The organism is Variovorax sp. Varisp53 (assembly GCF_059491555.1).
On record NZ_CP168512.1, the window covers coordinates 4,021,853 to 4,044,634 of the forward strand.

27 protein-coding genes and 2 tRNA genes are annotated in these 22,782 nt (G+C 65.2%); 11 read left to right on the forward strand and 18 right to left on the reverse strand.

Annotated elements, in window-relative coordinates; genetic code table 11:
* Both ACEOAB_RS18830 and ACEOAB_RS18835 read right to left on the reverse strand, forming a co-directional pair.
* Positions 1 to 1,323 carry a DDE-type integrase/transposase/recombinase gene (locus ACEOAB_RS18830; protein WP_413751255.1) on the reverse strand — a complete coding sequence of 441 codons (1,323 nt, stop codon included), beginning with the start codon at positions 1,321 to 1,323 and terminating at the stop codon, positions 1 to 3.
* Between the two features lie 128 nt (positions 1,324 to 1,451).
* Positions 1,452 to 1,988, reverse strand: coding sequence for a hypothetical protein (locus ACEOAB_RS18835; RefSeq protein ID WP_413751254.1), 537 nt, complete (start codon positions 1,986 to 1,988; stop codon positions 1,452 to 1,454).
* Positions 1,989 to 2,202: 214 nt separating this feature from the next.
* Between ACEOAB_RS18835 and ACEOAB_RS18840 the strand changes: the two genes are divergently transcribed.
* From ACEOAB_RS18840 to hemP, 6 genes are all read left to right on the forward strand, one after another.
* On the forward strand, positions 2,203 to 2,883 hold the full coding sequence (locus ACEOAB_RS18840; protein ID WP_413751421.1) for a Fe2+-dependent dioxygenase: 681 nt from the start codon (positions 2,203 to 2,205) through the stop codon (positions 2,881 to 2,883).
* A 116-nt stretch (positions 2,884 to 2,999) separates the two neighbouring features.
* On the forward strand, positions 3,000 to 3,272 hold the full coding sequence (locus tag ACEOAB_RS18845) for a (2Fe-2S)-binding protein (RefSeq protein WP_081502622.1): 273 nt from the start codon (positions 3,000 to 3,002) through the stop codon (positions 3,270 to 3,272).
* Between the two features lie 125 nt (positions 3,273 to 3,397).
* Positions 3,398 to 4,081 carry an energy transducer TonB gene (locus tag ACEOAB_RS18850; RefSeq protein WP_414930041.1) on the forward strand — a complete coding sequence of 228 codons (684 nt, stop codon included), beginning with the start codon at positions 3,398 to 3,400 and terminating at the stop codon, positions 4,079 to 4,081.
* A 22-nt stretch (positions 4,082 to 4,103) separates the two neighbouring features.
* Entirely contained in the window at positions 4,104 to 4,817 is a 714-nt protein-coding gene (locus ACEOAB_RS18855) for a MotA/TolQ/ExbB proton channel family protein (protein WP_056590712.1), read from the forward strand.
* A gap of 5 nt (positions 4,818 to 4,822) precedes the next feature.
* Positions 4,823 to 5,236 carry an ExbD/TolR family protein gene (locus ACEOAB_RS18860; RefSeq protein ID WP_007830740.1) on the forward strand — a complete coding sequence of 138 codons (414 nt, stop codon included), beginning with the start codon at positions 4,823 to 4,825 and terminating at the stop codon, positions 5,234 to 5,236.
* Positions 5,237 to 5,329: 93 nt separating this feature from the next.
* Positions 5,330 to 5,542 (forward strand): hemin uptake protein HemP, encoded by a 213-nt coding sequence (gene hemP, locus ACEOAB_RS18865; RefSeq protein WP_056590709.1) that lies wholly within the window; start codon positions 5,330 to 5,332, stop codon positions 5,540 to 5,542.
* 181 nt (positions 5,543 to 5,723) lie between these two features.
* Here hemP and ACEOAB_RS18870 read toward each other — a convergent pair whose 3' ends face one another.
* Complete coding sequence (locus tag ACEOAB_RS18870; RefSeq protein WP_007830736.1) at positions 5,724 to 6,131, reverse strand: GlcG/HbpS family heme-binding protein; 408 nt, start codon at positions 6,129 to 6,131, stop codon at positions 5,724 to 5,726.
* 165 nt (positions 6,132 to 6,296) lie between these two features.
* Between ACEOAB_RS18870 and ACEOAB_RS18875 the strand changes: the two genes are divergently transcribed.
* Positions 6,297 to 6,998 carry a Bax inhibitor-1/YccA family protein gene (locus tag ACEOAB_RS18875; RefSeq protein WP_056590706.1) on the forward strand — a complete coding sequence of 234 codons (702 nt, stop codon included), beginning with the start codon at positions 6,297 to 6,299 and terminating at the stop codon, positions 6,996 to 6,998.
* A gap of 45 nt (positions 6,999 to 7,043) precedes the next feature.
* On the opposite strand, the gene rlmD is transcribed toward ACEOAB_RS18875, so the two are convergent.
* From rlmD to surE, 5 genes are read right to left on the reverse strand one after another with little or no spacing between them, the layout of a single operon-like run.
* A complete protein-coding gene (gene rlmD / locus ACEOAB_RS18880; RefSeq protein WP_495653041.1) occupies positions 7,044 to 8,492 on the reverse strand; it encodes a 23S rRNA (uracil(1939)-C(5))-methyltransferase RlmD in 1,449 nt (482 codons plus the stop codon).
* A 30-nt stretch (positions 8,493 to 8,522) separates the two neighbouring features.
* Positions 8,523 to 9,569: a sigma-70 family RNA polymerase sigma factor gene (locus tag ACEOAB_RS18885; protein ID WP_413748314.1), complete on the reverse strand. Its 1,047-nt coding sequence runs from the start codon at positions 9,567 to 9,569 to the stop codon at positions 8,523 to 8,525.
* Positions 9,570 to 9,573: 4 nt separating this feature from the next.
* The gene (locus tag ACEOAB_RS18890) at positions 9,574 to 10,485 is read right to left on the reverse strand and encodes a peptidoglycan DD-metalloendopeptidase family protein (RefSeq protein ID WP_413748313.1); all 912 of its coding nucleotides are present in this window, start codon (positions 10,483 to 10,485) and stop codon (positions 9,574 to 9,576) included.
* Between the two features lie 11 nt (positions 10,486 to 10,496).
* A complete protein-coding gene (locus tag ACEOAB_RS18895) occupies positions 10,497 to 11,270 on the reverse strand; it encodes a protein-L-isoaspartate(D-aspartate) O-methyltransferase (RefSeq protein ID WP_056520707.1) in 774 nt (257 codons plus the stop codon).
* 1 nt (position 11,271) lies between these two features.
* Entirely contained in the window at positions 11,272 to 12,030 is a 759-nt protein-coding gene (gene surE / locus ACEOAB_RS18900) for a 5'/3'-nucleotidase SurE (protein ID WP_056590693.1), read from the reverse strand.
* Positions 12,031 to 12,157: 127 nt separating this feature from the next.
* On the opposite strand from surE, the gene ACEOAB_RS18905 reads away from it, so the two are divergent.
* Entirely contained in the window at positions 12,158 to 13,144 is a 987-nt protein-coding gene (locus tag ACEOAB_RS18905; RefSeq protein WP_413748316.1) for an NADPH:quinone oxidoreductase family protein, read from the forward strand.
* A gap of 84 nt (positions 13,145 to 13,228) precedes the next feature.
* Here the strand turns inward: ACEOAB_RS18905 and ACEOAB_RS18910 are convergent, their stop codons facing one another.
* Positions 13,229 to 13,573 carry an H-NS histone family protein gene (locus tag ACEOAB_RS18910; protein ID WP_413748312.1) on the reverse strand — a complete coding sequence of 115 codons (345 nt, stop codon included), beginning with the start codon at positions 13,571 to 13,573 and terminating at the stop codon, positions 13,229 to 13,231.
* A gap of 286 nt (positions 13,574 to 13,859) precedes the next feature.
* Positions 13,860 to 13,935: transfer RNA gene (locus tag ACEOAB_RS18915), tRNA-His, on the reverse strand.
* A gap of 275 nt (positions 13,936 to 14,210) precedes the next feature.
* Here ACEOAB_RS18915 and ACEOAB_RS18920 point away from each other — a divergent pair.
* Positions 14,211 to 14,459 (forward strand): GlsB/YeaQ/YmgE family stress response membrane protein, encoded by a 249-nt coding sequence (locus ACEOAB_RS18920; RefSeq protein ID WP_007830716.1) that lies wholly within the window; start codon positions 14,211 to 14,213, stop codon positions 14,457 to 14,459.
* A 40-nt stretch (positions 14,460 to 14,499) separates the two neighbouring features.
* Positions 14,500 to 14,835 (forward strand): hypothetical protein, encoded by a 336-nt coding sequence (locus ACEOAB_RS18925; RefSeq protein WP_413748311.1) that lies wholly within the window; start codon positions 14,500 to 14,502, stop codon positions 14,833 to 14,835.
* Between the two features lie 16 nt (positions 14,836 to 14,851).
* On the opposite strand, the gene ACEOAB_RS18930 is transcribed toward ACEOAB_RS18925, so the two are convergent.
* From ACEOAB_RS18930 to ACEOAB_RS18955, 6 genes are all read right to left on the reverse strand, one after another.
* Positions 14,852 to 15,526, reverse strand: a complete 675-nt coding sequence (locus ACEOAB_RS18930; protein ID WP_007830713.1) for a histidine phosphatase family protein — start codon at positions 15,524 to 15,526, stop codon at positions 14,852 to 14,854.
* Positions 15,527 to 15,640: 114 nt separating this feature from the next.
* On the reverse strand, positions 15,641 to 17,557 hold the full coding sequence (locus ACEOAB_RS18935) for a peptidyl-prolyl cis-trans isomerase (RefSeq protein WP_495653042.1): 1,917 nt from the start codon (positions 17,555 to 17,557) through the stop codon (positions 15,641 to 15,643).
* 78 nt (positions 17,558 to 17,635) lie between these two features.
* Positions 17,636 to 17,711 (reverse strand) — tRNA-Val (locus ACEOAB_RS18940).
* 29 nt (positions 17,712 to 17,740) lie between these two features.
* Entirely contained in the window at positions 17,741 to 18,013 is a 273-nt protein-coding gene (locus tag ACEOAB_RS18945; protein ID WP_007830705.1) for an HU family DNA-binding protein, read from the reverse strand.
* A gap of 219 nt (positions 18,014 to 18,232) precedes the next feature.
* Positions 18,233 to 19,318 carry a tartrate dehydrogenase gene (locus tag ACEOAB_RS18950; RefSeq protein ID WP_056590230.1) on the reverse strand — a complete coding sequence of 362 codons (1,086 nt, stop codon included), beginning with the start codon at positions 19,316 to 19,318 and terminating at the stop codon, positions 18,233 to 18,235.
* Positions 19,315 to 20,235 (reverse strand): alpha/beta fold hydrolase, encoded by a 921-nt coding sequence (locus ACEOAB_RS18955; protein WP_413748309.1) that lies wholly within the window; start codon positions 20,233 to 20,235, stop codon positions 19,315 to 19,317. The genes ACEOAB_RS18950 and ACEOAB_RS18955 overlap by 4 nt, the downstream gene beginning before the upstream one ends.
* A gap of 71 nt (positions 20,236 to 20,306) precedes the next feature.
* Here ACEOAB_RS18955 and ACEOAB_RS18960 point away from each other — a divergent pair, with 71 nt between their 5' ends.
* Positions 20,307 to 21,266 carry a LysR family transcriptional regulator gene (locus tag ACEOAB_RS18960; RefSeq protein ID WP_413748308.1) on the forward strand — a complete coding sequence of 320 codons (960 nt, stop codon included), beginning with the start codon at positions 20,307 to 20,309 and terminating at the stop codon, positions 21,264 to 21,266.
* Positions 21,267 to 21,284: 18 nt separating this feature from the next.
* Here the strand turns inward: ACEOAB_RS18960 and ACEOAB_RS18965 are convergent, their stop codons facing one another.
* Both ACEOAB_RS18965 and pgsA read right to left on the reverse strand, forming a co-directional pair.
* On the reverse strand, positions 21,285 to 22,172 hold the full coding sequence (locus ACEOAB_RS18965) for a DMT family transporter (protein ID WP_413748307.1): 888 nt from the start codon (positions 22,170 to 22,172) through the stop codon (positions 21,285 to 21,287).
* Complete coding sequence (pgsA, locus tag ACEOAB_RS18970; protein ID WP_007830693.1) at positions 22,169 to 22,735, reverse strand: CDP-diacylglycerol--glycerol-3-phosphate 3-phosphatidyltransferase; 567 nt, start codon at positions 22,733 to 22,735, stop codon at positions 22,169 to 22,171. The genes ACEOAB_RS18965 and pgsA overlap by 4 nt, the downstream gene beginning before the upstream one ends.
* Positions 22,736 to 22,782: the final 47 nt, after the last annotated feature.

Genomic DNA, 22,782 nt, shown 5'->3' on the forward strand with positions numbered 1-22,782 from the left:
TCATTGCTCCTTCGTGCCGTGGTACTGGGCCAGGGCGATCTCCACCAGGTTGGGACCACTGCGCACACTGCCTGTGGCCACGTCGGGGTCGGGCTTGCGCCGGGTGCGGTGCTGGTTGGCGAGTTGATCGAGCTCGGTGGCGCTGCCCAGCGATGCACCAGCCTCGTCCTCGACGCCCACGACACGCTCGGCGTGCGGATCGACCACCAGCCTGACGGTCTTGCCCGAGAGCTCATAGGGCACCTCGAAGCGCCGGCCCAGATAGGACACCGTGCCGTCCTTCCTCACGAAGCGCGGCACCCGGTGGTGGAACAGCGCATCGAGATGAGCGGCCTTGGCACCCAGGCTGCGGATCCTGGGCAGGTCGCGCTGGTAGCGCGCCAGCGGCGTCATGCCACCGAGGCCGCCGTGCGCCGTCTGGTGGTAAATTTGCTCAAGCCAGGCCCACAGACGGGCATTGAGATCGCCCAGGCTCGTGATGTGGCGCTCGTCAATCTCCGTGAGGAATTGATCCCGACATGTCCGATGCCAGCGCTCGAGTTTCCCCTTTCCCTCTGGGGCATAAGGGCGGCAGAAGATGAGATGGATGCCCAGCCGAGCGCACAAGCCCTGCAGGGTGTGGGCCCGGTAAGCGGCGCCATTGTCGACAACGATTTTGGTTGGCACTCCACGACGCAACAGCGCTTGCTTGAGCACCCCTTGGACATCGAGCGCGGTCTCGCCCAGGCAGAACGCGCTGTGCGCGACCAGTCGCGAGGCATCGTCGATCAGCGACACCATGTAGGTCTTGCGCAGCTGCCCCTTGACGGGAACACGCGGGCCGTGCATCACGTCGCCGTACCAGATCGAGCCGGCGAACTCGGCTGTGAAGCTGCGCTTCTCCTCGGGCAGGCTGGCCGAGCCGGCCATCTGCGACAGGCCGTGCCGGTGCAGCAGCCGATGAATCGCCGAGCGCGACAGACTCTGGCTCGCCACGATTCCGGCGACTTCGAGCAAACGCAGGATCTGGCGGATCGAGCGCCGCGGATTGTCCCGCTTGGCCGCCAGCACCGCCTCCTGGATCGCCGGCGCGATCTTGGACTGACCGCGGTCCGCACGGATCTTGGGTTCCAGCCCATTGATGCCCTCGCGGCGCCATGCGTAGTACCAAGCCTGGATGGTCTTCTCGCCCAGATGGCGGCGCTGCGACTGGGGAATGGCGTACTCGCGCTGCGCAAGTTCGCGGATCACCTGCTGCAACTCGCCACGCTCGAGTCGTTCGCGGCTGACCAGTGGCCCCAGCACGGACAGCCGGAACAAGGCCTTGGGATCGATTTGCTTCATGTCATGCACCTTCAGGTTGTGGAGGTCCGATGACAGCGGCGATCCGTCTGCGACGGCAGGGGGCAAAGTGTGTGGGGCCCCGCCCGGGCGGGGCCTGCGCTGTCCGCGCGCGATTCAGGGGCGACTCATCACGGGACGATCAGGTCCCGGTCCAGCCAGGCCATGGCCTGCTGCAGCGACAGTCTGTTGATCACGTTGCGCCAGAACGATTCGTGATCGGCGAATCGTCCGAACTCCGGGAACCGGCTACGCAGGAAGAAGGCAAAGCCCTCGCTGCGACCCCGCAGCCAGTCCCTCCAGCGCCGCACGGTGCGGCGATCACGGCACGTGCAGACCGCGCAACGGTGCACCGAGCAGCCACTCAACACGAGCAACAACACCACCTGCTGCACGGCCCAGTCATACCAGCGCCGAGGCGCGATGCATGCCGGCAGCCGCGAGCACGTGCGCTCGCATGCCCGGCACAGGAAGCGCAGCACCGCCACCGGATTGAGCGACTCGCCGCGACCCGCGCCGCGATCGGCCTTGCGGTGATAGCAACCGTGTCGCCACAGCCCGCCATGCCGGCAGTGCGGGCACGCTGTCGGGCGGTAAGCCTCACCACCTTCGGCCAAGGCCTGAGCGTGTTGTTCGAGGCTGGTGATGCTCGCTAGAATCCGCTGCATAGGCTGGTCTCAGTTGCTTCGTGGTGCTTGGTAACTTCACGATAACAAAGGAGAACCGGCCTATCTTGTTTGCGCCTTGTCCCGGCCTTGAACAGGCTGCATTCTCAAGTCGGCTCTAAAAGTCCAAAGGACACCCGGCGACCGCAGGCCCGGAACAACGACGGACATAACACTGCGCGCGCCGAGGCTTTTCTCATTGCGGAGATCCTGAAAAATGATGCTGCATGTGCCCGATGTGCTGAGTCCCGACCAGGTGCGCGAAATGCGCGCCGCACTCGACGCCACGCAATGGACCGACGGTCGCGAGACGGTCGGTGCACAAGGCGCACAGGTCAAGCGCAACCGCCAGTTGCCGGAGCAGTCCCCGGTGGGCCGGCAACTCGGCAGCACGGTTCTGGCCGCGCTGGCCCGGCACGCGCTGTTCTTCTCGGCCGCGCTGCCGCTGCGCTTCGTGCCGCCGCTGTTCAACCGCTACGAGGGAGGCGAGCACTACGGCGTTCATGTCGACGGTGCGGTGCGGGCCTTGCCCGGCGTCAACCAGCAACTGCGCACCGACCTGTCGTGCACGCTTTTCCTGTGCGACCCCGAGGACTACGAGGGCGGCGAGCTGGAGGTCATCGACACCTATGGCTCGCACGAAGTGAAGCTGCCGGCCGGCGACCTCATTCTTTATCCGGCCAGCAGCCTGCACCGCGTCCGCCCCGTGACCCGGGGGGCGCGGATCTGTTCGTTTTTCTGGCTGCAGAGCATGGTGCGCAGCGACCAGCAGCGCGGCATGCTGTTCGAACTCGACCAGAACATCCAGAAACTTCGTGCGCGCTTCGGCGAGGGCGAGGAAACCGTGGCGCTGACCGGCCACTACCACAACCTGCTTCGGCTCTGGTCCGAGGTCTGAATCCAGGGATCTGGCTCACCTGCATGAATCAGTAACACATGGTTATTGTGAATGCGACGGATTCTTATTTATAATCAAGCAAATCCAACAGCCAGCCAACTGCCGCTTTCACAACCATGATCGTTTGCGTCTGCCGCCGAGTCTCCGACCGAGAAATCGCACGCCACGTGCGGGCCGGCATGACTTTCGACGAGGTTCAGTTCGAACTTGGCGTGGCCACCCAGTGTGGCCAATGTGAAGGGTGCGCGCGAGATATCGTCGCGCAGTGCAGCGCTTCGCATCCGGTCGCAGCACTGAGCTGCGAATCGGGTCCGAGGGCGATCCAGCTTGCCAACTCCATCAAGGAAAGCAAGGCATGGAACTCTTCTCGACACTCGGCGGCAGCCTGATCCTGGTTGCAGGCTCGGTCTGGTGGATCTTTCGCAAGTAGCGCAACTGGCGCAAGTGCTGTCTTCGTAGCGGTTTTGCTGAAATCGGGGCACCTTTCACGGCGCCCGCATTCGAATGGTTGATCGTGTCTGACCGCTTTGCCCCCCCCCCTTCCGTCCTCGGCCTTTCGCGCAATGTCGTCATTGCCGGCGGCGTCATCCTGTTCCATGCGGCTGCGCTCTGGGCGCTGCAGAGCGGGTTGCTACGCCGCGCCGCCGAGGTGGTGATTCCAGTCGAAATACTGGGCCAGTTCGTCGAACCGCCGAAGCCGAAGGCAGATCCGCCTCCGCCGCCCCCACCACCGCCTCAGCCCAAAGCCAAGGCCCCGCCTCCGCCGCGGCCCCAGGCGATCCGCGAGCCGAAGCCCACGCCGGCGCCCCAGGCGCCCGTCGGCACCACCGAACCGCCGCCTCCGGCAACGCCGCCGGCACCTCCCGCTCCGCCGACGCCGCCCGCGCCACCACCTGCACCCCCGGCGCCTCCAGCGGTGCAGATGCCCTCGAGCAACGCCGACTACCTTCAAAACCCCAAGGCAACCTACCCCGCCATGAGCAAGCGGCTCGGCGAGCAAGGCAAGGTCATCGTGCGGGTGCTCGTCGGCGTCGATGGCCTGCCCAAGAGTGCCGAGGTCAAGAAATCCAGCGGCTTCGATCGCCTCGACGAAGCCGCAGTCGAATACATCATGAAATGCCGCTTCGTGCCCGGCAAGATCAACGGCGTGGTGCAGGCCATGTCCTATGACGCCCCCGTCAACTACGTCCTGAACTAATTTTTCTCTGGAGCAACTTCGTATGGATTCCCAATTTGGCCTGATGAACGTCTGGCATCAGGGCGACTTCGTCACCAAGGCCGTCGCGGTACTGTTGATCGGCATGTCGCTCGCGTCGTGGATCGTCATCATCGTCAAGGCGCTCGACGTCATCAAATACAAGCGCCTCGCCAAGCATTCGCAAGACTTCTGGCACAGCGAAGACTTCGCCACCGCGCTGAACAAGCTCGGCAAGGACGACAGCAACCCGTTCCGTGCGCTGGCCCTCGAAGGCCGCGAAGCAGCAGCGCACCACCGCAACACCAAGGCCCATCTGCATGACGCGCTCGACGTGAGCGACTGGATCACGCGCGCCCTGCGCAACGGCATCGACGCCTTCACCGCTCGCCTGCAAACCGGCTTGGCCGTGCTGGCATCGGTGGGCTCGACCGCCCCCTTCATCGGCCTGTTCGGCACGGTCTGGGGCATCTACCACGCGCTCATGAGCATCAGCTCGGTCGGCCAGGCAACCATCGACAAGGTGGCCGGCCCGATCGGTGAAGCGCTGATCATGACGGCCCTGGGCCTGGCCGTGGCCATCCCCGCGGTGCTGGGCTACAACGCCCTGGTGCGCGGCAACAAGTTCGTGCTGACCAAGCTCAACGCCTTCGCGCACGACCTGCATGCCTACTTCGTGACCGGCGCCCGCGTTCAAAGCGGCAGCGACGCCGTCGTGGTTCCGCTCAAGAAGGGCTGAGCACCATGGCCTTCGGTACACAGGACGAACCCGATGAGGTGATGAACGAGATCAACATGACGCCGCTGGTCGACGTCATGCTGGTGCTCCTCATCATCTTCATCATCACCGTGCCGGTGATGAAGCACGCGGTCAACATCGACCTGCCGCGCGCCAGCAGCGAACCCGAGCAGCCGAAGCCGCAGAACATCCTGTTCAGCGTGACGGCCGACGGCTCGTACTACTGGAACGAACAGAAGATCGACGACAGCGAGCTGCCCAACCGCCTCGCCGCCGAAGCCGCCAAGGAACCGCAGCCCGAGCTGCACATCCGCGGCGACAAGGCCGTGCGCTACGAGCGCGTGGCCAAGGCGATGTCGGAGGCTCGCGAAGCCGGCGTGCGCAAGATCGGCTTCATCACGGAGCCCGAAGCGAAGTGATCTGACATCGCAAGTCAAAAAAGTCGATCGCGACGATTGACTTTTTATTGCGAATCATTATCATTAACTCATCGCTTCGATAGGGAAATCCAGATGCCAGCCACACCGAATGCCTTTTCTGTCCTGAACCATCCTTCGCTCGACCAGTCGGGTGGCGGCCATGCGTCCATCCAGGCAATGCGTCCGGCGCCAATGCTCGAGAGCACCGAGCTTCTGAAGGGAAGCAAGACCGTGAGCATCATGCACAACGGCTCCCTCTACCGGCTTCAGGCCACCAAACTCGGCAAGCTGATCCTGACCAAGTAGGTCGTCCAGTCCGCCCTTCGCGCAAGTTTCATCGTGGGGCGACTCGAGGAGATTCATCTCCGAAGGGTCGTTTTTTGCTAGCCAACGGTTCGCCGACTAGCCAAGCTTTTTTTCACGCTGAAGCACCAAAAAGAAAACGCCGACCTCGAAGTCGGCGTTTTGCTTGGTGCGGAAGAAAAACTCAGAGGCCGAGGGCGGCGATGCCTGCCTTGGCGATCTGCGCGTCTTCGTTCGACTTCACGCCGCTCACGCCGACGGCGCCGATCACGTGGCCGTCCTTGACGATCGGCACGCCGCCTTCGAGCAGGCCCTGCACTTCAGGCGCCGTCAGGAACGCCGTGCGGCCGCCGTTGATGATGTCTTCATAGACCTTGCTTTCGCGCCGGCCCATGGCTGCCGTGTGGGCCTTGGCAGGCGCAATGTGCGAAGACAATGCCGCAGCACCATCCAGCCGCTGCAGCCAGAGCAGGTTGCCCGCGTCGTCGGAGATGGCGATGGTCACCGCCCAGTTGTTCTTGAGGGCCTCGGCTTCGGCCGCTGCGGCCACGGCCTTGACGTCGGCAAGTTCGAGGAATGACTTGGTCTTCATGATGGGCTCTGGTTTCGTGAAAACCCGACAGCATAACGGCCCTGCCGCCAGGGGTGTCTTCGGGGCTTGGGAACACCCCGCATACGGTCTTTTCGACTCCCCCTCTTGCAGCCCCCTAGAATGCGCCCAAACTGCGTCACTGCAGCAACCACAGGAGCTCCGGCCATGAACGACCGCGTTACCACCCTAGACACTTCCGCTGGCTATGGCCAGCCGTTGGCGCAGGCTGAACGCCAGCGCGTGCTGCGCAACACCTACTGGCTGCTCGCGCTGAGCATGCTGCCCACCGTGCTGGGCGCATGGATCGGCGTCAGCACCGGCATCACCCGCTCGCTCACGGGCGGGCTGGGCCTCATGGTTTTCCTCGGCGGCGCGTTCGGCTTCATGTTCGCCATCGAAAAGACCAAGAACTCCGCCGCCGGCGTGCCCGTGCTGCTGGGCTTCACCTTCTTCATGGGCCTGATGCTGTCGCGCCTGATCGCGATGGTGCTGGGCTTCAAGAACGGCTCCGAACTCGTCATGACGGCCTTTGGCGGCACCGCTGGCGTGTTCCTCGTGATGGCCTCGCTGGCCACGGTCATCAAGCGCGACCTGTCGGGCATGGGCAAGTTCCTGTTCGTCGGCGCGCTGGTGCTGATGTTCGGCGCCATCATCAACGTGTTCGTCGGTTCGACCACGGGCATGCTGGTCATCTCGGTGGCCGCCATCGGCATCTTCTCGGCCTACATGCTCTATGACCTGAAGCAGATCATGGACGGTGGCGAAACCAACTACATCAGCGCCACGCTCGCGCTGTACCTCGACCTGTTCAACGTGTTCCAGAGCCTGCTGGCACTGCTGGGCATCTTCGGCGGCGAACGCGACTGAGCGAATAACGCGCAGCAAGAAAAAGGGCCCGGAAGGGCCCTTTTTTCATTCCAGCTCGAAGACTGCAATCGACTCGACGTGCGCGGTGTGCGGGAACATGTTGACCACCCCCGCGAAGGTGCAGCGGTAGCCCGCCTGGTGCACCAGCAAGCCGGCATCGCGCGCAAGCGTCGACGGATTGCAGCTCACGTACACGATGCGCTTCGGCGGTGTCCAGCCATCGGTCCGTAGTTCGGGCTGCTGATGAAGGTCGGCCATGGCCTTGGCCAGCGCGAAGGCGCCTTCGCGCGGCGGATCGACCAGCCACTTGTCGGCACTGCCGTCGGCCACGAGCATTGCCGGCGTCATGTCGAACAAGTTGCGCGCCACGAAAGCGGCGGGCGACAGTGCCCGCCGGGCCGACGTCGCAGGCTGATTCCTGTTGAAGTTGTCGGTTGCGCGTGCCACCAGCGTGTCGCTGCCCTCGATGCCCAGCACCTCGCGGGCCCGGCTCGCCAGCGGCAAGGTGAAGTTGCCAAGACCGCAGAACCAGTCGATCACGCGCTCGTCGGGCTGCACGTCGAGCAAACGCAGTGCTTTGCCCACCAGCGCCCGGTTGATGTGCGGATTGACCTGCGTGAAGTCAGTGGGCTTGAACGGCATCGTGACGTCGAACTCGGGCAGCCGGTATGCCAGCGGCGTGCCGCCCTCTTCCAGCAGCTTCACGGTGTCCGGCCCCTTGGCCTGCAGCCACCATTGAACGCCCTCGTTCTTCTCGGCAAAGGCCTTCAGCCGATCAATGTCCGCGCGCGAGAGCGGTTCAAGATGCCGCAGCACCAGCGCGATGGTGCCGAGCCGCGTTGAGTCGGGGGCGTCGCCGCAGGCCAGTTCGATCTGCGGGCAGGTTTCGCGCGCATCCATCGAACCGATGAGCGCGCGCAACGGCATCAGCATCTCGCTGACCTGCTTCGGCAGCACGGGGCACACCTGCATGTCGGCCAGGTAGCGGCTCTTGCGCTCGTGGAAACCGATCAGCACCGTGCCCTTCTTGACCACGTGGCGCACCGAGAGGCGCGCGCGGTAGCGGTAATGCCAGGTCGGCCCTTCGAGCGGCCGCAGCAGGTTCTCGGGCTTGACCTTGCCGAGGTGCCAAAGGTTGTCTTCCAATGCGCGCTGCTTCACGGCCACCTGGGCGGCCGCATCCAGGTGCTGCATCTTGCAGCCGCCGCAGGCGCCCGTGTGCAGGCCGAAATGGGGGCAGCCCGGGCGCACGCGCTGCGACGATTCGCGGCGGATGGCCGTGACCGTACCCTGCTCCCAGTTGTTCTTGCGGCGATGGACATTGAACTGCACTTCCTCGAAAGGCAATGCGCCTTCGATGAACACGACCATGCCGTCGGCCTTGTGCGATACGCCCTGCGCGTCGAGGTCGAGAGACTCGACCTGCAGCCACTCTTCACCGGGATTCGTGGGGACTTTCGCGGGGGCTTTGTTTTCTTCGATGGATTCCGTCATACCCCGATTGTCTCAGCGTGGCCGAGGCAGCTAGAACAGCGCGTCGCGCCCAACGCCGGAGCGGGCCAGTTGGCGGCGCATCTTGGCCAGCGCCTCGTTCTGGATCTGCCTGACGCGCTCGCGCGTGAGGCCGAGGCGCACGCTCAGCACCTCCAGCGTTTCGGGCTCGCGGTCGTGCAGGCCATAGCGCCCCTCCAGCACCTCGCGTTCGCGCGCATCGAGGGCGTGCACCCACTGGTCGAGCAGGCGCTCCACCTCGTGCATGTGCGTCACGTCGGTCGGACTGCCCTGCCCGTCCTCGGAAGCCACGGTGTCGGCCAGCGTGAAGCCCTCGTCCCCACGCGCGTCACCCGCGTCCAGCGAGCGCGGGGCTTCGGACAGGGCCAGCAGGTCGGCCACCGCCTGCACCTCGCGCCCGAGCAGCGCGGCGATGTCTTCCACGCGCACGCCATCGGGCCGATGCGCGAGGAATTCGGCATCGCCTTCGAGTGTGCGGCGGGCCCGCAGCACCTGCTGCAGCTCACGCACCACATGCACCGGCAACCGGATCGCGCGCGCCTGCGTCATGACCGCGCGCTCGACGGACTGGCGGATCCACCAGGTCGCGTAAGTGGAAAAGCGAAAACCGCGTTCGGGCTCGAACTTGGTGATGGCATGCATCAGGCCGAGATTGCCTTCCTCGATGAGGTCCGACATCGGCACGCCACGGCCCAGGTAGCTCTTGGCGATATTGACCACGAGCCGCAGGTTGTGCTCGATCATCGATTGCCGCGCCGCGAAGTCGCCGGCTCGCGCGGCGCATGCGGTCTGGTACTCCTGCGCAGGCGTGAAGAGTTCGGTGCGACGGACCTGGCGCAAGTAGATGGTCAATGCATCCGCGCCCTCGCCGCCGATTTGTTCGCTCGCAGCGCCTGCAGGCAGTACGCCGTCTGCCGTTGGTGGTTCTAAGCCCTCTTCCGGTGGCGGGTGAACGCTCTCACCGTTGAACTCATGACGACCGTTGTCGGAAGAAGGGCTGCCCCTGCCCGCCAACCCGCGCACGGGCAACAGCGTGCGGCGGGGGCGGGAGGCAGCCATGGCATCACCGGCCGGGGAGGTAGCGCGAAGGATCGACGGGCTTGCCCTGGCGGCGGATCTCGAAATGCAGCTTCACGCGATCGGCGTCGCTGTTGCCCATTTCGGCGATCTTCTGGCCCTTCTGAACCGACTGGTCTTCCTTCACGAGCAGCGTCTGGTTGTGGGCATACGCCGTGAGGTAGGTGTTGTTGTGCTTCAGGATGATCAGGTTGCCGTAGCCACGCAGGCCTGCGCCCGCATAGACCACGCGACCGTCGGCGGCGGCCAGCACGGGGTCGCCCGCCTTGCCGCTGATGTCGTAGCCCTTGTTCTTGGCCTCATCGAAGCCCGCGATCAGCGAACCGCTCGCAGGCCAGATCCAGCCGATGTCTTCATCACCCACATTTCCGCTGCCGGGACCGGCCGGCGAAGCCGTGACCGGCGGCTTGGTCGTCGCGCTGCTGGCGGGCACCGAGGGCACCACCGCAGGCTGCGGCGTCACGGGCTTCGTGACCACACCTTCGGGCGAAGCGGCGGGCGGTGTTGCAGGCGCGGCCGCGACGACCGTTCCCGAACCTGCCGGCGGAATCACGCGCAGCACCTGGCCGACCTCGATCAGGTCGGGGTTCTCGATGTTGTTCCAGCGAACGATGTCCTGCCAGCGCTGGCCGGTGTCGGCACCGATGCGGCGAATGGTGTCTCCGGGACGCACGGCGTAGTAGCCGGGCTTGCCATAATTTTCGATGCCGGCGAGCGGCTTGCCGTTGGCGTCGGTGGTGATGGGCGGGCCGCCGGGCACTGCTGCGCCAGGCGCGCGCGACATGGTGCCGCGGTCTTCGACCGGCGCCGGCCCGCGCGGTGTGGAACAGCCCGCGATCACGAGCACAAAGGCCAACGTGACGCCAGCGAACCAACTCCGATTGCCAAAACCCTGCATTTGTTATTCCTTCAAGCGATGCCTGATTTTAGGGGGACAAAGTGAACCGCCTCAAGAATGAGGCGCTCCAGTCCCCGTGGGGTCTTGTCGATGACGACAAGGGCCTGGCCACCACTTGCGGAATGGGTCGGTGCCACGATGCGGCCACCCACCGCGAGCTGCGCAATCCAGGCCTCAGGCACGGCTTCGCCGCCAGCCGCGGCAATGATGCCGGCGTAGGGCGCGCCCTTGGCATAGCCGATCATCCCGTCGCCCAGCATCAGATGAACCGTGGCCAGGCGGAAGTGCCGCAGATTGGCGCGCGCGCGCTCGTGCAGGCCGCGCAGGCGCTCGATGCTGTAGACCTCGGTGGCCACATGATTCAACACCGCAGCCTGATAGCCGCAACCGGTGCCGATCTCGAGCACGCGGCCGAGTTTGTCCTGCGGCTTTCCAGCCAGCGCGGGTGCGCCCATCAGCAGCTCGATCATGCGGGCCACCACGTTGGGCTTCGAAATGGTCTGTCCCAACCCGATCGGCAGGCTCGTGTCTTCGTAGGCCTGGTTGACCAGCGCACTGTCGACAAAGCGATGCCGCTCCACGGCGCCCATTGCGCGCAGCACCCGCGGATCGGAGATGCCCTGCGCCGCGAGCCTCTGCACCATGCGCGCGCGCACGGCATCGGAAGCCATCGAAGGCGTGGACGGCACCATGGGCTTGGCCGGCACGGCGGGCATGCGCCCTCGCGTGGCGGCCGAAGCGGTGGGTGTCAGGCGAACGGGGAAACTCGGCCGCTGCGTGGCCATGTCAATTGCCGAGACGGGCCACCGTCTCGCGCCATTGGCCAAGGTTGGCGTGGTCGGTCAGATCGACCTGCAACGGTGTCAGCGCGACGTGGCCGGCTGCAGCGGCATGGAAGTCGGTGCCTTCGCCGCTGTCCTTGGCGCCGCCTGCGCCGGCGATCCAGTACATGGTTTCGCCTCGCGGGCTGTCCTGGGTGATTACCTTCTCCGCCGCATGGCGGCGGCCGAGCCTGCAGACCTTGACGGGCTTCAGCTCGTCGAAAGGCAGGTTCGGCACGTTCACGTTGAGCAGGAAGGCGGCGCCCCCCAGCATGCGCTCGCGCTCGATCTGCTGCACCAGCCGCCGCGCCACCTGGGCGGCCGCATCCACATGCGCCCAGCCCTTTTCGATCTGCGAGAACGCGATGGCCGGAATGCCGAACAGATAGGCCTCCATCGCCGCGCCGACCGTGCCCGAATAGATGGTGTCGTCGCCCATGTTGGCGCCGTTGTTGATGCCGGAGACCACCAGGTCGGGCCGGTAGTCGAGCAGGCCCTTGAGCGCGATGTGCACGCAGTCGGCCGGCGTGCCCGTCACGTAGCGAAAGCCGTTGTGCGCCTCGCGCACATAGAGCGGTGCCGCCAGGGTCAGCGCGTTCGATTTGGCGCTGTTGTTGTGCTCGGGCGCGACCACCTCGACATCGGCGATGTCCCTGAGCGCGTCGTGCAGTGCGACGATGCCCGGCGCCTGAAAGCCATCGTCGTTGGAAATTAGTATCTTCATGGTGTCCTGGATGCCCGGGATTGTAGGCGCCGGGTGCGTCGCAGCAGGGACAAGCCCACCCTGCCGCGCCGCCTATCATCGCCCGCATTCTTTGGCCCCATCCGACTCACACGAAGGAGACTCGAGCATGCACGCATGGCTTTGCGAAAACCCCACCGGCGTCGACGCGCTGACCTGGAAGGAACTGCCGACCCCGACCCCGGGCCCGGGCCAGGTGCTGATCGAAATCAAGGCTGCGAGCCTGAATTTCCCCGATCTGCTGATCGTGCAGAACAAATACCAGATGAAGCCGCCCCTGCCCTTCGTGCCGGGCTCCGAATACGCTGGCGTGATCCAGGCAGTCGGCGACGGCGTCACACACCTCAAGGTCGGGCAGAACGTGGCCTGCCTGTCGGGCACGGGCGGCTTCGGCACCCACACACTGGCACCCGCGGCCTTGTGCATGCCGTTGCCCGAAGGTTTCGGCCACGTCGATGCCGCGGCTTTCATCATGATCTACGCCACCTCGTGGCACGCACTGATGGACCGAGCGCAACTCAAGGCCGGCGAAACCGTGCTGGTGCTCGGCGCGGCAGGCGGCGTGGGCACGGCGGCCATCCAGATCGCAAAGGCTGCCGGGGCCAGAGTGATTGCAGCAGCCTCCACCGACGAAAAATGCGAGCTTTGCCGTTCCATCGGCGCCGACGCGACGATCAACTACACGACGCATGCACTGCCCAACGGTTTTCGCGATGCCGTCAAGGCCGCCACCGACGGCAAAGGACCGGATGTCATTTACGACCCGGTGGGCGGCGATTTTGCAGAGCCCGCCTTTCGCTCCATTGGGTGGCGCGGCCGTTATTTGGTCGTCGGTTTTGCGTCCGGCCCGATTCCATCACTGCCATTGAACCTGACACTGCTGAAAGGCGCTTCGCTGGTCGGCGTGTTCTGGGGCGATTTCGCCAGGCGCGAGCCCAAGGCCAATGCACAGATGATGGCCGAATTGGCACAGTGGTACGGCCAGGGAAAGATCAAGCCGGTGATCGACAGTACGATGCCCATGGCGGAATTGAAGGCTGCATACGCGCACATGGGCTCGCGCGGCGTCAAAGGAAAACTGGTGATGGTGAACTGAGCGCACCACCCGCGAACACCCAATAAAAAAGCCCGCGCATGCGGGCTTTTTTATTGGGCCACAGCCCGGGGAAGCCAGGGGCGCTTACTTGATCTCGTACTCGGAAAGCGACTTGCCCGCAGCCAATGCCTCGGTCACCCAGCGCGGCTTGCGGCCACGGCCACCCGACCAGGTTTCGCCCGTCGGGCCGCGGTATTTGGCGGCAGCCTTGGCAGGCGCGGCGCCTGCACTGCGCTTGACGGCGCCCGCACGGCCGGTGAGTTTCAGATCGGAGGCCGTCAAACCGTATTCGGCGATCTTCTTGCGCAACTCTTCGACCACGCCCGCGCGTTCCTGGTTGCGCAGGTCTTCGGCCTGCTTGCGCAATTGCGCAATCTGCTCGTCATGCTTCTTGATCTGGGAATTGATATCGGCGAGGGTCGAAGCCATTGTTGGACTCCTGAAAATTGAAAACGGGTGGATTTTAATTCAGTTTACATTTGCCACAAGCGTCCTGCCGGGCGAAAAAAACGGCGGCACATTGCGTTATTGCAACAACTCGCAACATAAAGCCAGCCGCCACGGGCGCTTTATATACGAGCAAGACGAGAAAAAAGAGAGAGGAGAGCGGCGCGCAGGCAGAAGAAGATGCGGCGGCCGGAAATGACAACGCCGGGAAAACCCGGCGTTGCTGTCCTTTTGAGCGCTATTGCGCAATAGCACAAAGGAGATATTTTGGGGTGGCTGATGGGACTCGAACCCACGACGACCAGAATCACAATCTGGGACTCTACCAGCTGAGCTACAGCCACCGTAGAGCCTACGATTGTAGCGTTAAAAATCGCTGTTTTGACGACGGCAATCAATGGCGAGGCTCGAAAGCTACATTTTGCCTCCCCGCCGGGATCGGCGCTGGCGCTTCGATGCCTCTCGCGATCGCGGTGGTCGGCAAAAATTCTCGCCCGCCTGTCCGATCTTCATCGACGGCACCGACAGGCATATCGCTCCGCTATCATCAATGCGACCCGCGCCGACGGGCATGGCTTCTGGCCATCTCCACTTCACCACATCTCAAAGGAATTTCTTCATGAGCATCGTCTGGACCATCCTGATCGGGTTCGTCGTGGGTCTTGTGGCGCGGGCCGTCAAGCCAGGCGATGACTCCGCCGGCTTCATCGTCACGACCATCATCGGCGTTGCCGGTTCGCTGATCGTCACCTACGTCGGCCAATCGCTGGGCTGGTACACCGCCGGCCAGGGCGCGGGGTTCATCGCATCGGTGCTGGGCGCGATCGTGCTGCTCATCATCTACGGCCTGATCAAGCGCAAGAGCTGATGCGAAGAATGGGCCGTGCCGCTTCACGCGCACGGCCATCATGATGCCCCGCAAAGCGCGCACCAAGCATCATGTCTACGTGGTCGAGCTCGATGACCGCGTATGGAACAACCGCCGCTTCAGGCGGGCCAACCCCGACTACCAACTCGGCAAGCCCTTCGTCTACGTCGGCATGACCGGCCTGGACCCCGACATCCGCTTCGACAAGCACAAGGCCGGCATCCAGGCCAACAGCTTCGTTCAGGAGTTCGGCCTGCACCTGCTGCCGGCGCTTTACGAACGCTACAACCCCATGACCTACGAGGACGCGCGCCTGATGGAGGTCGATCTCGGCATCGCGCTGCGCAAGGCCGGCTACGGCGTGTGGCAGGCCTGACGCGACGGCAAGGACTTCAGGAGTAGGTGACCCAACTTTCGTAGGCGGGGCCGTCCAGATGCGGCAGCGTGTTGTAGGTCACGAGCATGTGCCGCTTGGGTGTGAAGGCGAACTCCGTCACCGAGGTGTTGCGAATACGCAGGTTGAGTTCGATCGTCGTCTCCGCGCTCGTCCCCAGCACATGGCCCACCGCAGTGCTGATCGGCCCCCCGCTCGACACCACCAGCACCTTTGCGCCATGGTGCTTGCCGCGCACATGATCGAGCGCCGTCGTCACGCCCGCCATGAAGTCGACATAGCTCGGCATTCCGGCCGGCGTCGTCCTGCCCTGCATCCACGCGCCCAGCCCCTCGCGCAGCAGGCGAAAGTGATGGCGGTACATCTCCGGCGAATCGGGCTTCTCCAGCTTGCCTTCGTGGATGGTGGCGATGACCGCCTCGCTGTCGTATTCGTTGAGGCCGGGCCACGGCAGCACGTCGTCGCGCTCCAGGCCGAGGCCCTTGGCGATGCCCTCCCAAGTCTGGCGATGGCGCTTCAACGTGCCGGTGATGACGGCATCGAACTTCATGCCGCGCTCACGCCAGTACTCGCCGAGGCGAACGGACTGCCGGTGTCCGAGTTCGCTCAGGTTGTCATAGTCGGCAGCGCCAAAACTGGCCTGTCCGTGGCGCACGAGATAGAGGGTTCCCATGCACAGGATTCTGGCAAGAAGCCGAAGCGCAGCTTGTCCCTCGGGCGACCGGCTCATGGGGCCCAAAAAAAAGCCCGAGCGGTCGGCTCGGGCTGTCTGGCAGCGCTGTGTACGTCAGCGGCCGGCGGCGGGCGGCAGCGTCTCCGTCGGCTTCGGCACCAGGATCTCGGCCTTGAAACGGTCTTTCAGCAGGTTGTAGTAGGCGGCATCTTCTGCGGCAGCCACGGACTGGCCGACCTGTGCCTGTTCCTGCTTCGCGAGTTCGGGCGCCGGCGGCGTGCGCGGAACGACCTTGGTCACGCGGACCACGACATAGCCTTGCGCGCCGAGGTCCACGCCCACGAGAGCGGGCAGTTTGGAAGGGTCGGCACGCAACGCGGCATCGATGACCGGCAGGGGCGGCGACTGCGCTTCGCGGCGCGACACGGTCAGGGGCGCGCCGAAGGTCGCACCGTCCGCCTTGGCAGTCCACGCGGCGAGCTTGGCTTCACCCTCGGTCTTGGCCAGCACCGCAGCGCGCTCGGCAATGAGTTGCGCACGGATCTTGTCCTTGACGTCGGCCAGCGGCACCGGATGTGCAGGCGTGTACTTCGTCACTCGGCCCGATGCGAGTTGGCTGGGGCCGACTTCGATCGCCTCGGTGTTCTGCTTGCGTTCAAGCGAATCGGTTGCGAAAAGCGCGCTCAGGAAATTGCGGCTGGCCAGCGGGCCGGTGCTGCCCGGTGCGGGCACGCGCGCAACGTTGTTGGCCGTCTGGATCGTGAGCTTCAGCTTCTCGGCAGCGGGCTTGAGGCTGTCGGGCGACTGGTAGACGGCGTCGGTGAATGCTTCGGCGGCCTTCGCGAACTCCTGCGTGGCCTGCTGCGAGCGCATGTCGTTCTCGATGGTCGCGCGCACCTGCTCGAAAGGCGGCACCACGGCCGGCTTGATGTCGGTCAGGCGAATGATGTGATAGCCGAATTCGGTTTCGACGACGCCGCTGGTCTCACCCTTCTTGAGCGCGAACATCGCGTCTTCGAAAGGCTTGACCATGGCGCCCTTCGTCACGAAGTCGAGGTCGCCGCCCTTCTCCGCCGAACCCGGGTCCTGCGAATTCTTGCGTGCAACTTCGGCGAAGCTGGCAGGCGACTTCTTCACTTCGGCCAGCAACTGCTCGGCCTTGGCCTTGGCCTTTTCGCGATCGGCCGCGGGCATGCTGGACGGCGCGGTGATCAGGATGTGGCTCGCACGGCGCTCTTCCTTGGTGCCGAAGCGCGAGGCATTCTGCTCGTAGTAGGTCTTGAGGTCGGCCTCGTTCACGACGACGTTCTTCTTGGCCGCGTCGAGGTCGAGCACGAGGTATTCGATGCTGGCCTGCTCGGGCGCCTGAAACTGCGCCGTGTGGCCCTTGTAGTAGGCCTCGATGTCGGCATCGCTCACCGTCACCTTCGAGGCGAAGCTGTCGGGGCCGAAGCGCGCCACCTGGATTTCGCGGCTGTCGTAGAAGGCATTGATGGTCGTGGCGGCCAATGCAGGCGGCGTGAAGGCCGTGCCCGAGACACCCAGCAACACCTGCTGCGTTGCCATGTCGGAGCGCACCGAAGCCTCGTACTGCTCCGGCGTGCGGCCGGTCACGCGCTGGAAGGCCTCGCGGTCGAACTTGCCGTCGGGCGTGCGGAATGCGGCCAGTCCCGGGTCCTGCGCGAAGATGCGCGACAGGCGCTCTTCGGACACCGTCATGTTGACCTTGGCCGCCGCGGCGGCCAGCACGCGGTCGCGCACCATGCGCTCCAGCGTGGCGTAGCGCAATGCGTCCGACTCGAGCAAGGTCGGGTCGACGTTGGGCGACTGCTGGCGAATGCGGTCCGTCTCGACGCGGTGCTGCTGATCCCATTCAGGCTTCGTGATGTCGTGCCCTTCGATGCGGGCGACCTTCTCGTCGCGGCCGAATCCCTGATAGCGCTCGACGCCGAAGAACACGAACGAGGGAATGATCAGCAAGAACAAGAAAATCATGACGACCTTGTTGTACTTGCGGAAGGTATCAAACATGCTTGAACACTCTTTTTCGACGGCTGTCGGACGGCAATAAAAAAGGCGAACTTGCGGTTCGCCTTTGCATCGGGTGGGTGGTGGGTGCTGAGGGGCTCGAACCCCCGACCTACGCCTTGTAAGGGCGCCGCTCTACCAACTGAGCTAAGCACCCCACCGGGAATACTTTCCGAGTCTAACGTCTTAGTTCAGCGCGTCTTTCAGCGCCTTGCCCGGACGGAACTTCGGGATCTTGGCTGCCTTGATTTTAATCGCGTCGCCGGTGCGGGGATTTCGGCCAGTGCGGGCCGCGCGCTTGCCTACTGCAAAAGTGCCGAAACCGACGAGCGAAACGGAGCCGCCTTTCTTGAGCGTGGTGCGAATGGCGCCAATAGTGGATTCGAGTGCACGCGTCGCTGCGGCTTTGGAAATATCGGCGTTCTTTGCGATGTGCTCAATCAGTTCGGTCTTGTTCACAAGGGCCCCTTGTAGGAAAAAGTTGGTCGGCTTCCGTCAGCTGCGACCTGGCCGCAAACGATGCGACCCCAGAGCCTGGCAAGACTGACGCCTCGGCAGCGCGCTGCCAGCGAGGATTACAACCACTGGTCTGCAGGGTGTCAATAAGACACAAAGCCATGCCGATCAGCGGAGCGCGCGATTTTAGAGGCCTTTCGTGAAGCCCTTTTTCAGGGCGGCTCAAAGGGCGGCGGCGATCGCCTTGCCCACGTCGCTGGTGCTGCCCGTTCCGCCGATGTCGGGGGTGCGCGGCGCTCCGCTTTGGGGCGCGAGCACCTTTTCGATGGTCGAAAGAATGGCGTCGTGCGCCTGCTTGTGGCCCAGGAACTCCAGCATCATCGCGCCGCACCAGATCTGCCCGATCGGGTTGGCGATGCCCTTGCCGGCGATGTCGGGCGCCGAGCCATGCACCGGCTCGAACAGCGACGGCGCGGTGCGATCGGGATTCAGGTTGGCGCTCGGCGCGATGCCGATGGTGCCGGTGCAGGCCGGCCCCAGGTCCGACAGGATGTCGCCGAACAGGTTGCTCGCCACCACCACGTCGAAGAAGTCGGGCCGCTGCACGAAGTGCGCCGTGAGGATGTCGATGTGGAACTTGTCGAGCTTGATGCCCGGGTAGTTCTTGCCCATCTCCGCCACGCGCTCGTCCCAGTACGGCATGGTGATCGAGATGCCGTTCGACTTGGTAGCGCTGGTCAGGTGCTTCTTCGGCCGCGACTGCGCGAGCTCGAAGGCGAACTTCAGCACCCGGTCGACGCCGATGCGCGACATCACGGTTTCCTGCACCACGATCTCGCGCGGCGTGCCCTGGTACATGCGTCCGCCGATGCTCGAGTATTCGCCCTCGGTGTTCTCGCGCACGATGTACATGTCGATCTCGCCGGGCTCGCGCGGCGTGCCGTCGCGCCGCACCACGGGCGCGATGATGCCGGGCATCAGGCGCGCGGGACGCAGGTTGATGTACTGGTCGAACTCGCGGCGGAACATCAGCAGCGAGCCCCACAGCGAGATGTGGTCGGCGATCTTCTCGGGCCATCCGACCGCGCCGAAGAAGATGGCGTCGTGCCCGCCGATCTGGTCCTTCCAGTTGTCGGGCAGCATCTGGCCATGCTTCTCGTAGTAGTCCCAGCTCGAGAAGTCGAAGTGGTCGAACTTCAGGTCGATGCCGAATTTGCGCGCCGCAGCATCGAGCACGCGCAGGCCCTCGGGCATGGTTTCCTTGCCGATGCCGTCACCGGCGATGACTGCGATTCTGTGGGTGCTCATGGTGTGGCTCCTGCTCGTTCTAGATGGGTGAAAGGCGAAAAGAATGCCTGCGCCTCGGCGAGCAACTCGCCCGGCGCTTCTTCGGGAACGTAATGACCGCACGGCAACGCGCGGCCCGACACTTCTGCCGCGCGTTCGCGCCACAGCGCGAGCACGTCGAAGGCCTTGCCGACCGCACCGTGCTCGCCCCACAGCACGCGCAGCGGCTGTGCCAGGCGCTGGCCGGCGGCGATGTCGGCGCGGTCGTGCACGAGATCGATGGTGGCGGAGGCGCGATAGTCCTCGCAGATGGATTCGGCCGTGCCCGCGATGCCGGCGCAGCGCTCGTACTCGGCCAGCACCTCGGGCGCGAAGGGCGCGAGGCCGGCATGCCGCCCGCCCATCACGCTGCGCACGTAGCGCACGGGGTCGGACGCGATCAGCGCCTCGGGCAATGGCGGCGGCTGGATCAGGAAGAACCAGTGCCAGTAGGCCTTGGCGAAGGCTTCGGAGGTGTGCTCGTACATCGCGAGCGTGGGTGCGATGTCCAGCAGCAGCATCCGCTCGACTGCGGCGGGATGGTCCGCGGCGAGCCGGTGCGCCACGCGCGCGCCGCGGTCATGGGCCAGCACGCCGAAACGTTCGAAGCCGTGGTGCCGCATGGCGGCGAGCGCGTCGAGCGCCATCTCGCGCTTGCTGTAGACGATGTGCTCGGCATCGGCCGCCGGCCGGCCCGAATCTCCATACCCGCGCAGGTCGACGGCGACCACGGTGAACCGCTCGGCCAGCGCCGGAGCCACGCGATGCCAGATCGCATGCGTCTGCGGATGGCCGTGCAGCAGCAGCAACGGAGCGCCGCGCCCGCCGATGCGGCCGTGGATGCGCACGCCATCGCGCTCGATGTCGAAAGTGGGAAAGGAGAGGAAGGAAGCCGTCACGCAAACGATTGTGCGTTGCACCCGGACGATCATCAAGCAACAATCAGCCAATTCATACTTTCCGATATGGCATGAATCCCCTCTCGATGGATCGTGGCGACCTGGCACTGGTGCTGGCCATTCGCGACCAGGGCAGCCTGGCGGGCGCAGCGGCCACGCTCGACGTCGTGCCCTCGGTCATCACCAAGCGGCTGGGTGCGCTGGAGGCGCGCCTGGGCCAGCGCCTTTTCGAGCGCACCACCCGGCGGCTCAGCGTCACGGCCGAGGGCGAGGCGGTCTGCCTGCATGCGCGAGCGCTGCTCGACGGCTTCGCCGCGCTCGAAAGCGAACTCGGGGAACGCCAGAACGAACTGACCGGCACCGTCCGCCTGGCCGCGACCTTCGGCTTCGGCCGCCGCTGGCTGGGGCCGGCGCTGGCCGCTTTCCAGGCGCGGCACCCTGCACTCCAGATCGAACTGCTGCTGACCGAGCAACTGCCCGACCTCGGCGCCGAGGGCTACGACGGCGCAGTCTGGCTCTGGGCGGTGCAGCAGCGCCGTGCGGCCGACTGGATCTCGCGGCGCATCGCGCGCAACCAGCGCGTGCTGGCCGCCTCGCCCGCCTACCTGAAGCGCCGCGGCACGCCGGGCACCGTCGAGGCGCTGGCCTCGCACGACTGCCTGGTCGCGCGCGAGAACGGCGATGCCAGCCAGCGCCAATACGCACTCTGGACCCTGCGTCATGTGCGCGACGGCAGCACGGCGCGCGTGCGTGTGCAGGGGCCGCTGGCCAGCAACTCGGGCGAGATGGTGCGCGACTGGTGCGTGGCCGGGCACGGCGTCATGCTGCGCAGCCTGTGGGACATCGCACCCCAACTCGCGAGCGGCGAACTGGTGCGCGTGCTGCCGCAATACGCGATGACGGAAGCAGACATCCACTGGATCGCGCCCTGGCGGCCGAAGACGCCGCGGCGGGTGCGCCTGCTGGTCGATCACCTGGTGGAACAGTTCCGCGGCGAGCCCTGGAAGCCGGGCAAGGCCGATGCGCGCTGAAGAGAAAAGCGCCGACGTTCAGCGGCCGTTGCGCACCACGAGGCTCACGCCCACCGCGGTGAGCGCAATGCCCAGCACCGTCACCAGCGTGATCGGCTCGGAGAACAACAGCCACGCCATCACGGCCGTGCAGGGCGGCACCAGGTACAGCAGGCTCGTGACGGCCGTGGCCGTGCCGCGCTGGATCAGCATGTAGAGCAGCGAACTGCCACCCAGCGACAGCGCCAGCACCGACCAAGCCATCGCGCCGCCGGAGTGCAGGTTCCACTGGATGCTCTCCGACTCCAGCGCCGCGAAAGGCAATGTAACGAGCAGCGCGGCCGCCATCTGCACCGCGCTTGCACTGCGCACATCGCACGGCGCGACGAAGCGCTTCTGGTACAGCGTGCCCGCCGTGATCGATACCAGCGCCATCAGCGTGAGCCCCATCGTCAGCACGCTCACCTCGCCGCCCTGCCCGAGCTTGCGCAGCACCACGAGCACCAGGCCCGCGAAACCAAGCCCCAGCCCGCCCCACTGCCGCTGCGAGATGCGGCCGCCGTGGAAAGACAGCCAGACCGCCGTCAGCACCGGCTGGATGCCGACCAGCAGCGCCACCAGCCCCGCGCCCATGCCTTCCCGCACGGCGGCCCACACACCGCCCAGGTAGCCGGCCTGCATCAAGATGCCCGTGACCGCCAGGTGCCCCCACTGCGCGCGCTGCTGCGGCCACGCGACCCGCGCGAGCGCGACCCACAGGCCGAAGCAAGCCAGCGACAACGCATAGCGCACGGCCAGGAACTTAAGGGGCGGCGCATACGGCATGCCGTAGCGCGCGACGATGAAGCCGGTACTCCAGATCAACACGAAGACCGCCGGCATCGCCCGCAGCCAGCCCGCGCTGCGGGCCGTGGCCGCTGCGGTCATTTGGTGCGGGCCCGGATTTCCGGAATGGCCTTCTGCAGGTAGTACACCATCGACCAGATCGTGAGCACGGCCGAGATCCAGATCAGCCACTGACCCCAGACGCCGGTGTCGATCACCCGGAACAGGTGCCCGTCAAAAAGCAGGAACGGAATGGCGATCATCTGCACGGTCGTCTTGACCTTGCCGATCATGTGGACCGCCACGCTCTTGCTCGCGCCGATCTGCGCCATCCATTCGCGCAGCGCCGAGATGGCGATCTCGCGGCCGATGATGATCAGCGCCACGAACACGTCGGCCCGGTTCAGATGCACCAGCACCAGCAGCGAGGCGCAGACCAGGAACTTGTCGGCCACAGGATCGAGGAAGGCGCCGAAGGCCGAGGTCTGGTTGAGCCGGCGCGCCAGGAAGCCGTCGAGCCAGTCGGTGGCGGCGAAGACGATGAACATCACCGTGGCGATCAGGTTGCGCATCGGCTCGCTGATCGGAAGGTAGAACACGCCGACGATCAGGGGGATCGCGACGATGCGCGTCCAGGTCATGATGGTCGGCAGGGTCCAGAACATCGCTTGATTGTGTCATGGCGGCATTAACCCCCAGCGGGGTCACGCCC

Coding starts and splice junctions, on each gene's coding strand:
- ACEOAB_RS18830 (WP_413751255.1), bottom strand. CDS start 1,323: ATGAAGCAAATCGATCCCAAGGCCTTGTTCCGGCTGTCCGTGCTGGGG.
- ACEOAB_RS18835 (WP_413751254.1), bottom strand. CDS start 1,988: ATGCAGCGGATTCTAGCGAGCATCACCAGCCTCGAACAACACGCTCAG.
- ACEOAB_RS18840 (WP_413751421.1), top strand. CDS start 2,203: ATGATGCTGCATGTGCCCGATGTGCTGAGTCCCGACCAGGTGCGCGAA.
- ACEOAB_RS18845 (WP_081502622.1), top strand. CDS start 3,000: ATGATCGTTTGCGTCTGCCGCCGAGTCTCCGACCGAGAAATCGCACGC.
- ACEOAB_RS18855 (WP_056590712.1), top strand. CDS start 4,104: ATGGATTCCCAATTTGGCCTGATGAACGTCTGGCATCAGGGCGACTTC.
- ACEOAB_RS18860 (WP_007830740.1), top strand. CDS start 4,823: ATGGCCTTCGGTACACAGGACGAACCCGATGAGGTGATGAACGAGATC.
- hemP (WP_056590709.1), top strand. CDS start 5,330: ATGCCAGCCACACCGAATGCCTTTTCTGTCCTGAACCATCCTTCGCTC.
- ACEOAB_RS18870 (WP_007830736.1), bottom strand. CDS start 6,131: ATGAAGACCAAGTCATTCCTCGAACTTGCCGACGTCAAGGCCGTGGCC.
- ACEOAB_RS18875 (WP_056590706.1), top strand. CDS start 6,297: ATGAACGACCGCGTTACCACCCTAGACACTTCCGCTGGCTATGGCCAG.
- rlmD (WP_495653041.1), bottom strand. CDS start 8,492: ATGACGGAATCCATCGAAGAAAACAAAGCCCCCGCGAAAGTCCCCACG.
- ACEOAB_RS18885 (WP_413748314.1), bottom strand. CDS start 9,569: ATGGCTGCCTCCCGCCCCCGCCGCACGCTGTTGCCCGTGCGCGGGTTG.
- ACEOAB_RS18890 (WP_413748313.1), bottom strand. CDS start 10,485: ATGCAGGGTTTTGGCAATCGGAGTTGGTTCGCTGGCGTCACGTTGGCC.
- ACEOAB_RS18895 (WP_056520707.1), bottom strand. CDS start 11,270: ATGGCCACGCAGCGGCCGAGTTTCCCCGTTCGCCTGACACCCACCGCT.
- surE (WP_056590693.1), bottom strand. CDS start 12,030: ATGAAGATACTAATTTCCAACGACGATGGCTTTCAGGCGCCGGGCATC.
- ACEOAB_RS18905 (WP_413748316.1), top strand. CDS start 12,158: ATGCACGCATGGCTTTGCGAAAACCCCACCGGCGTCGACGCGCTGACC.
- ACEOAB_RS18910 (WP_413748312.1), bottom strand. CDS start 13,573: ATGGCTTCGACCCTCGCCGATATCAATTCCCAGATCAAGAAGCATGAC.
- ACEOAB_RS18920 (WP_007830716.1), top strand. CDS start 14,211: ATGAGCATCGTCTGGACCATCCTGATCGGGTTCGTCGTGGGTCTTGTG.
- ACEOAB_RS18925 (WP_413748311.1), top strand. CDS start 14,500: ATGATGCCCCGCAAAGCGCGCACCAAGCATCATGTCTACGTGGTCGAG.
- ACEOAB_RS18930 (WP_007830713.1), bottom strand. CDS start 15,526: ATGGGAACCCTCTATCTCGTGCGCCACGGACAGGCCAGTTTTGGCGCT.
- ACEOAB_RS18935 (WP_495653042.1), bottom strand. CDS start 17,557: ATGTTTGATACCTTCCGCAAGTACAACAAGGTCGTCATGATTTTCTTG.
- ACEOAB_RS18950 (WP_056590230.1), bottom strand. CDS start 19,318: ATGAGCACCCACAGAATCGCAGTCATCGCCGGTGACGGCATCGGCAAG.
- ACEOAB_RS18960 (WP_413748308.1), top strand. CDS start 20,307: ATGAATCCCCTCTCGATGGATCGTGGCGACCTGGCACTGGTGCTGGCC.
- ACEOAB_RS18965 (WP_413748307.1), bottom strand. CDS start 22,172: ATGACCGCAGCGGCCACGGCCCGCAGCGCGGGCTGGCTGCGGGCGATG.
- pgsA (WP_007830693.1), bottom strand. CDS start 22,735: ATGTTCTGGACCCTGCCGACCATCATGACCTGGACGCGCATCGTCGCG.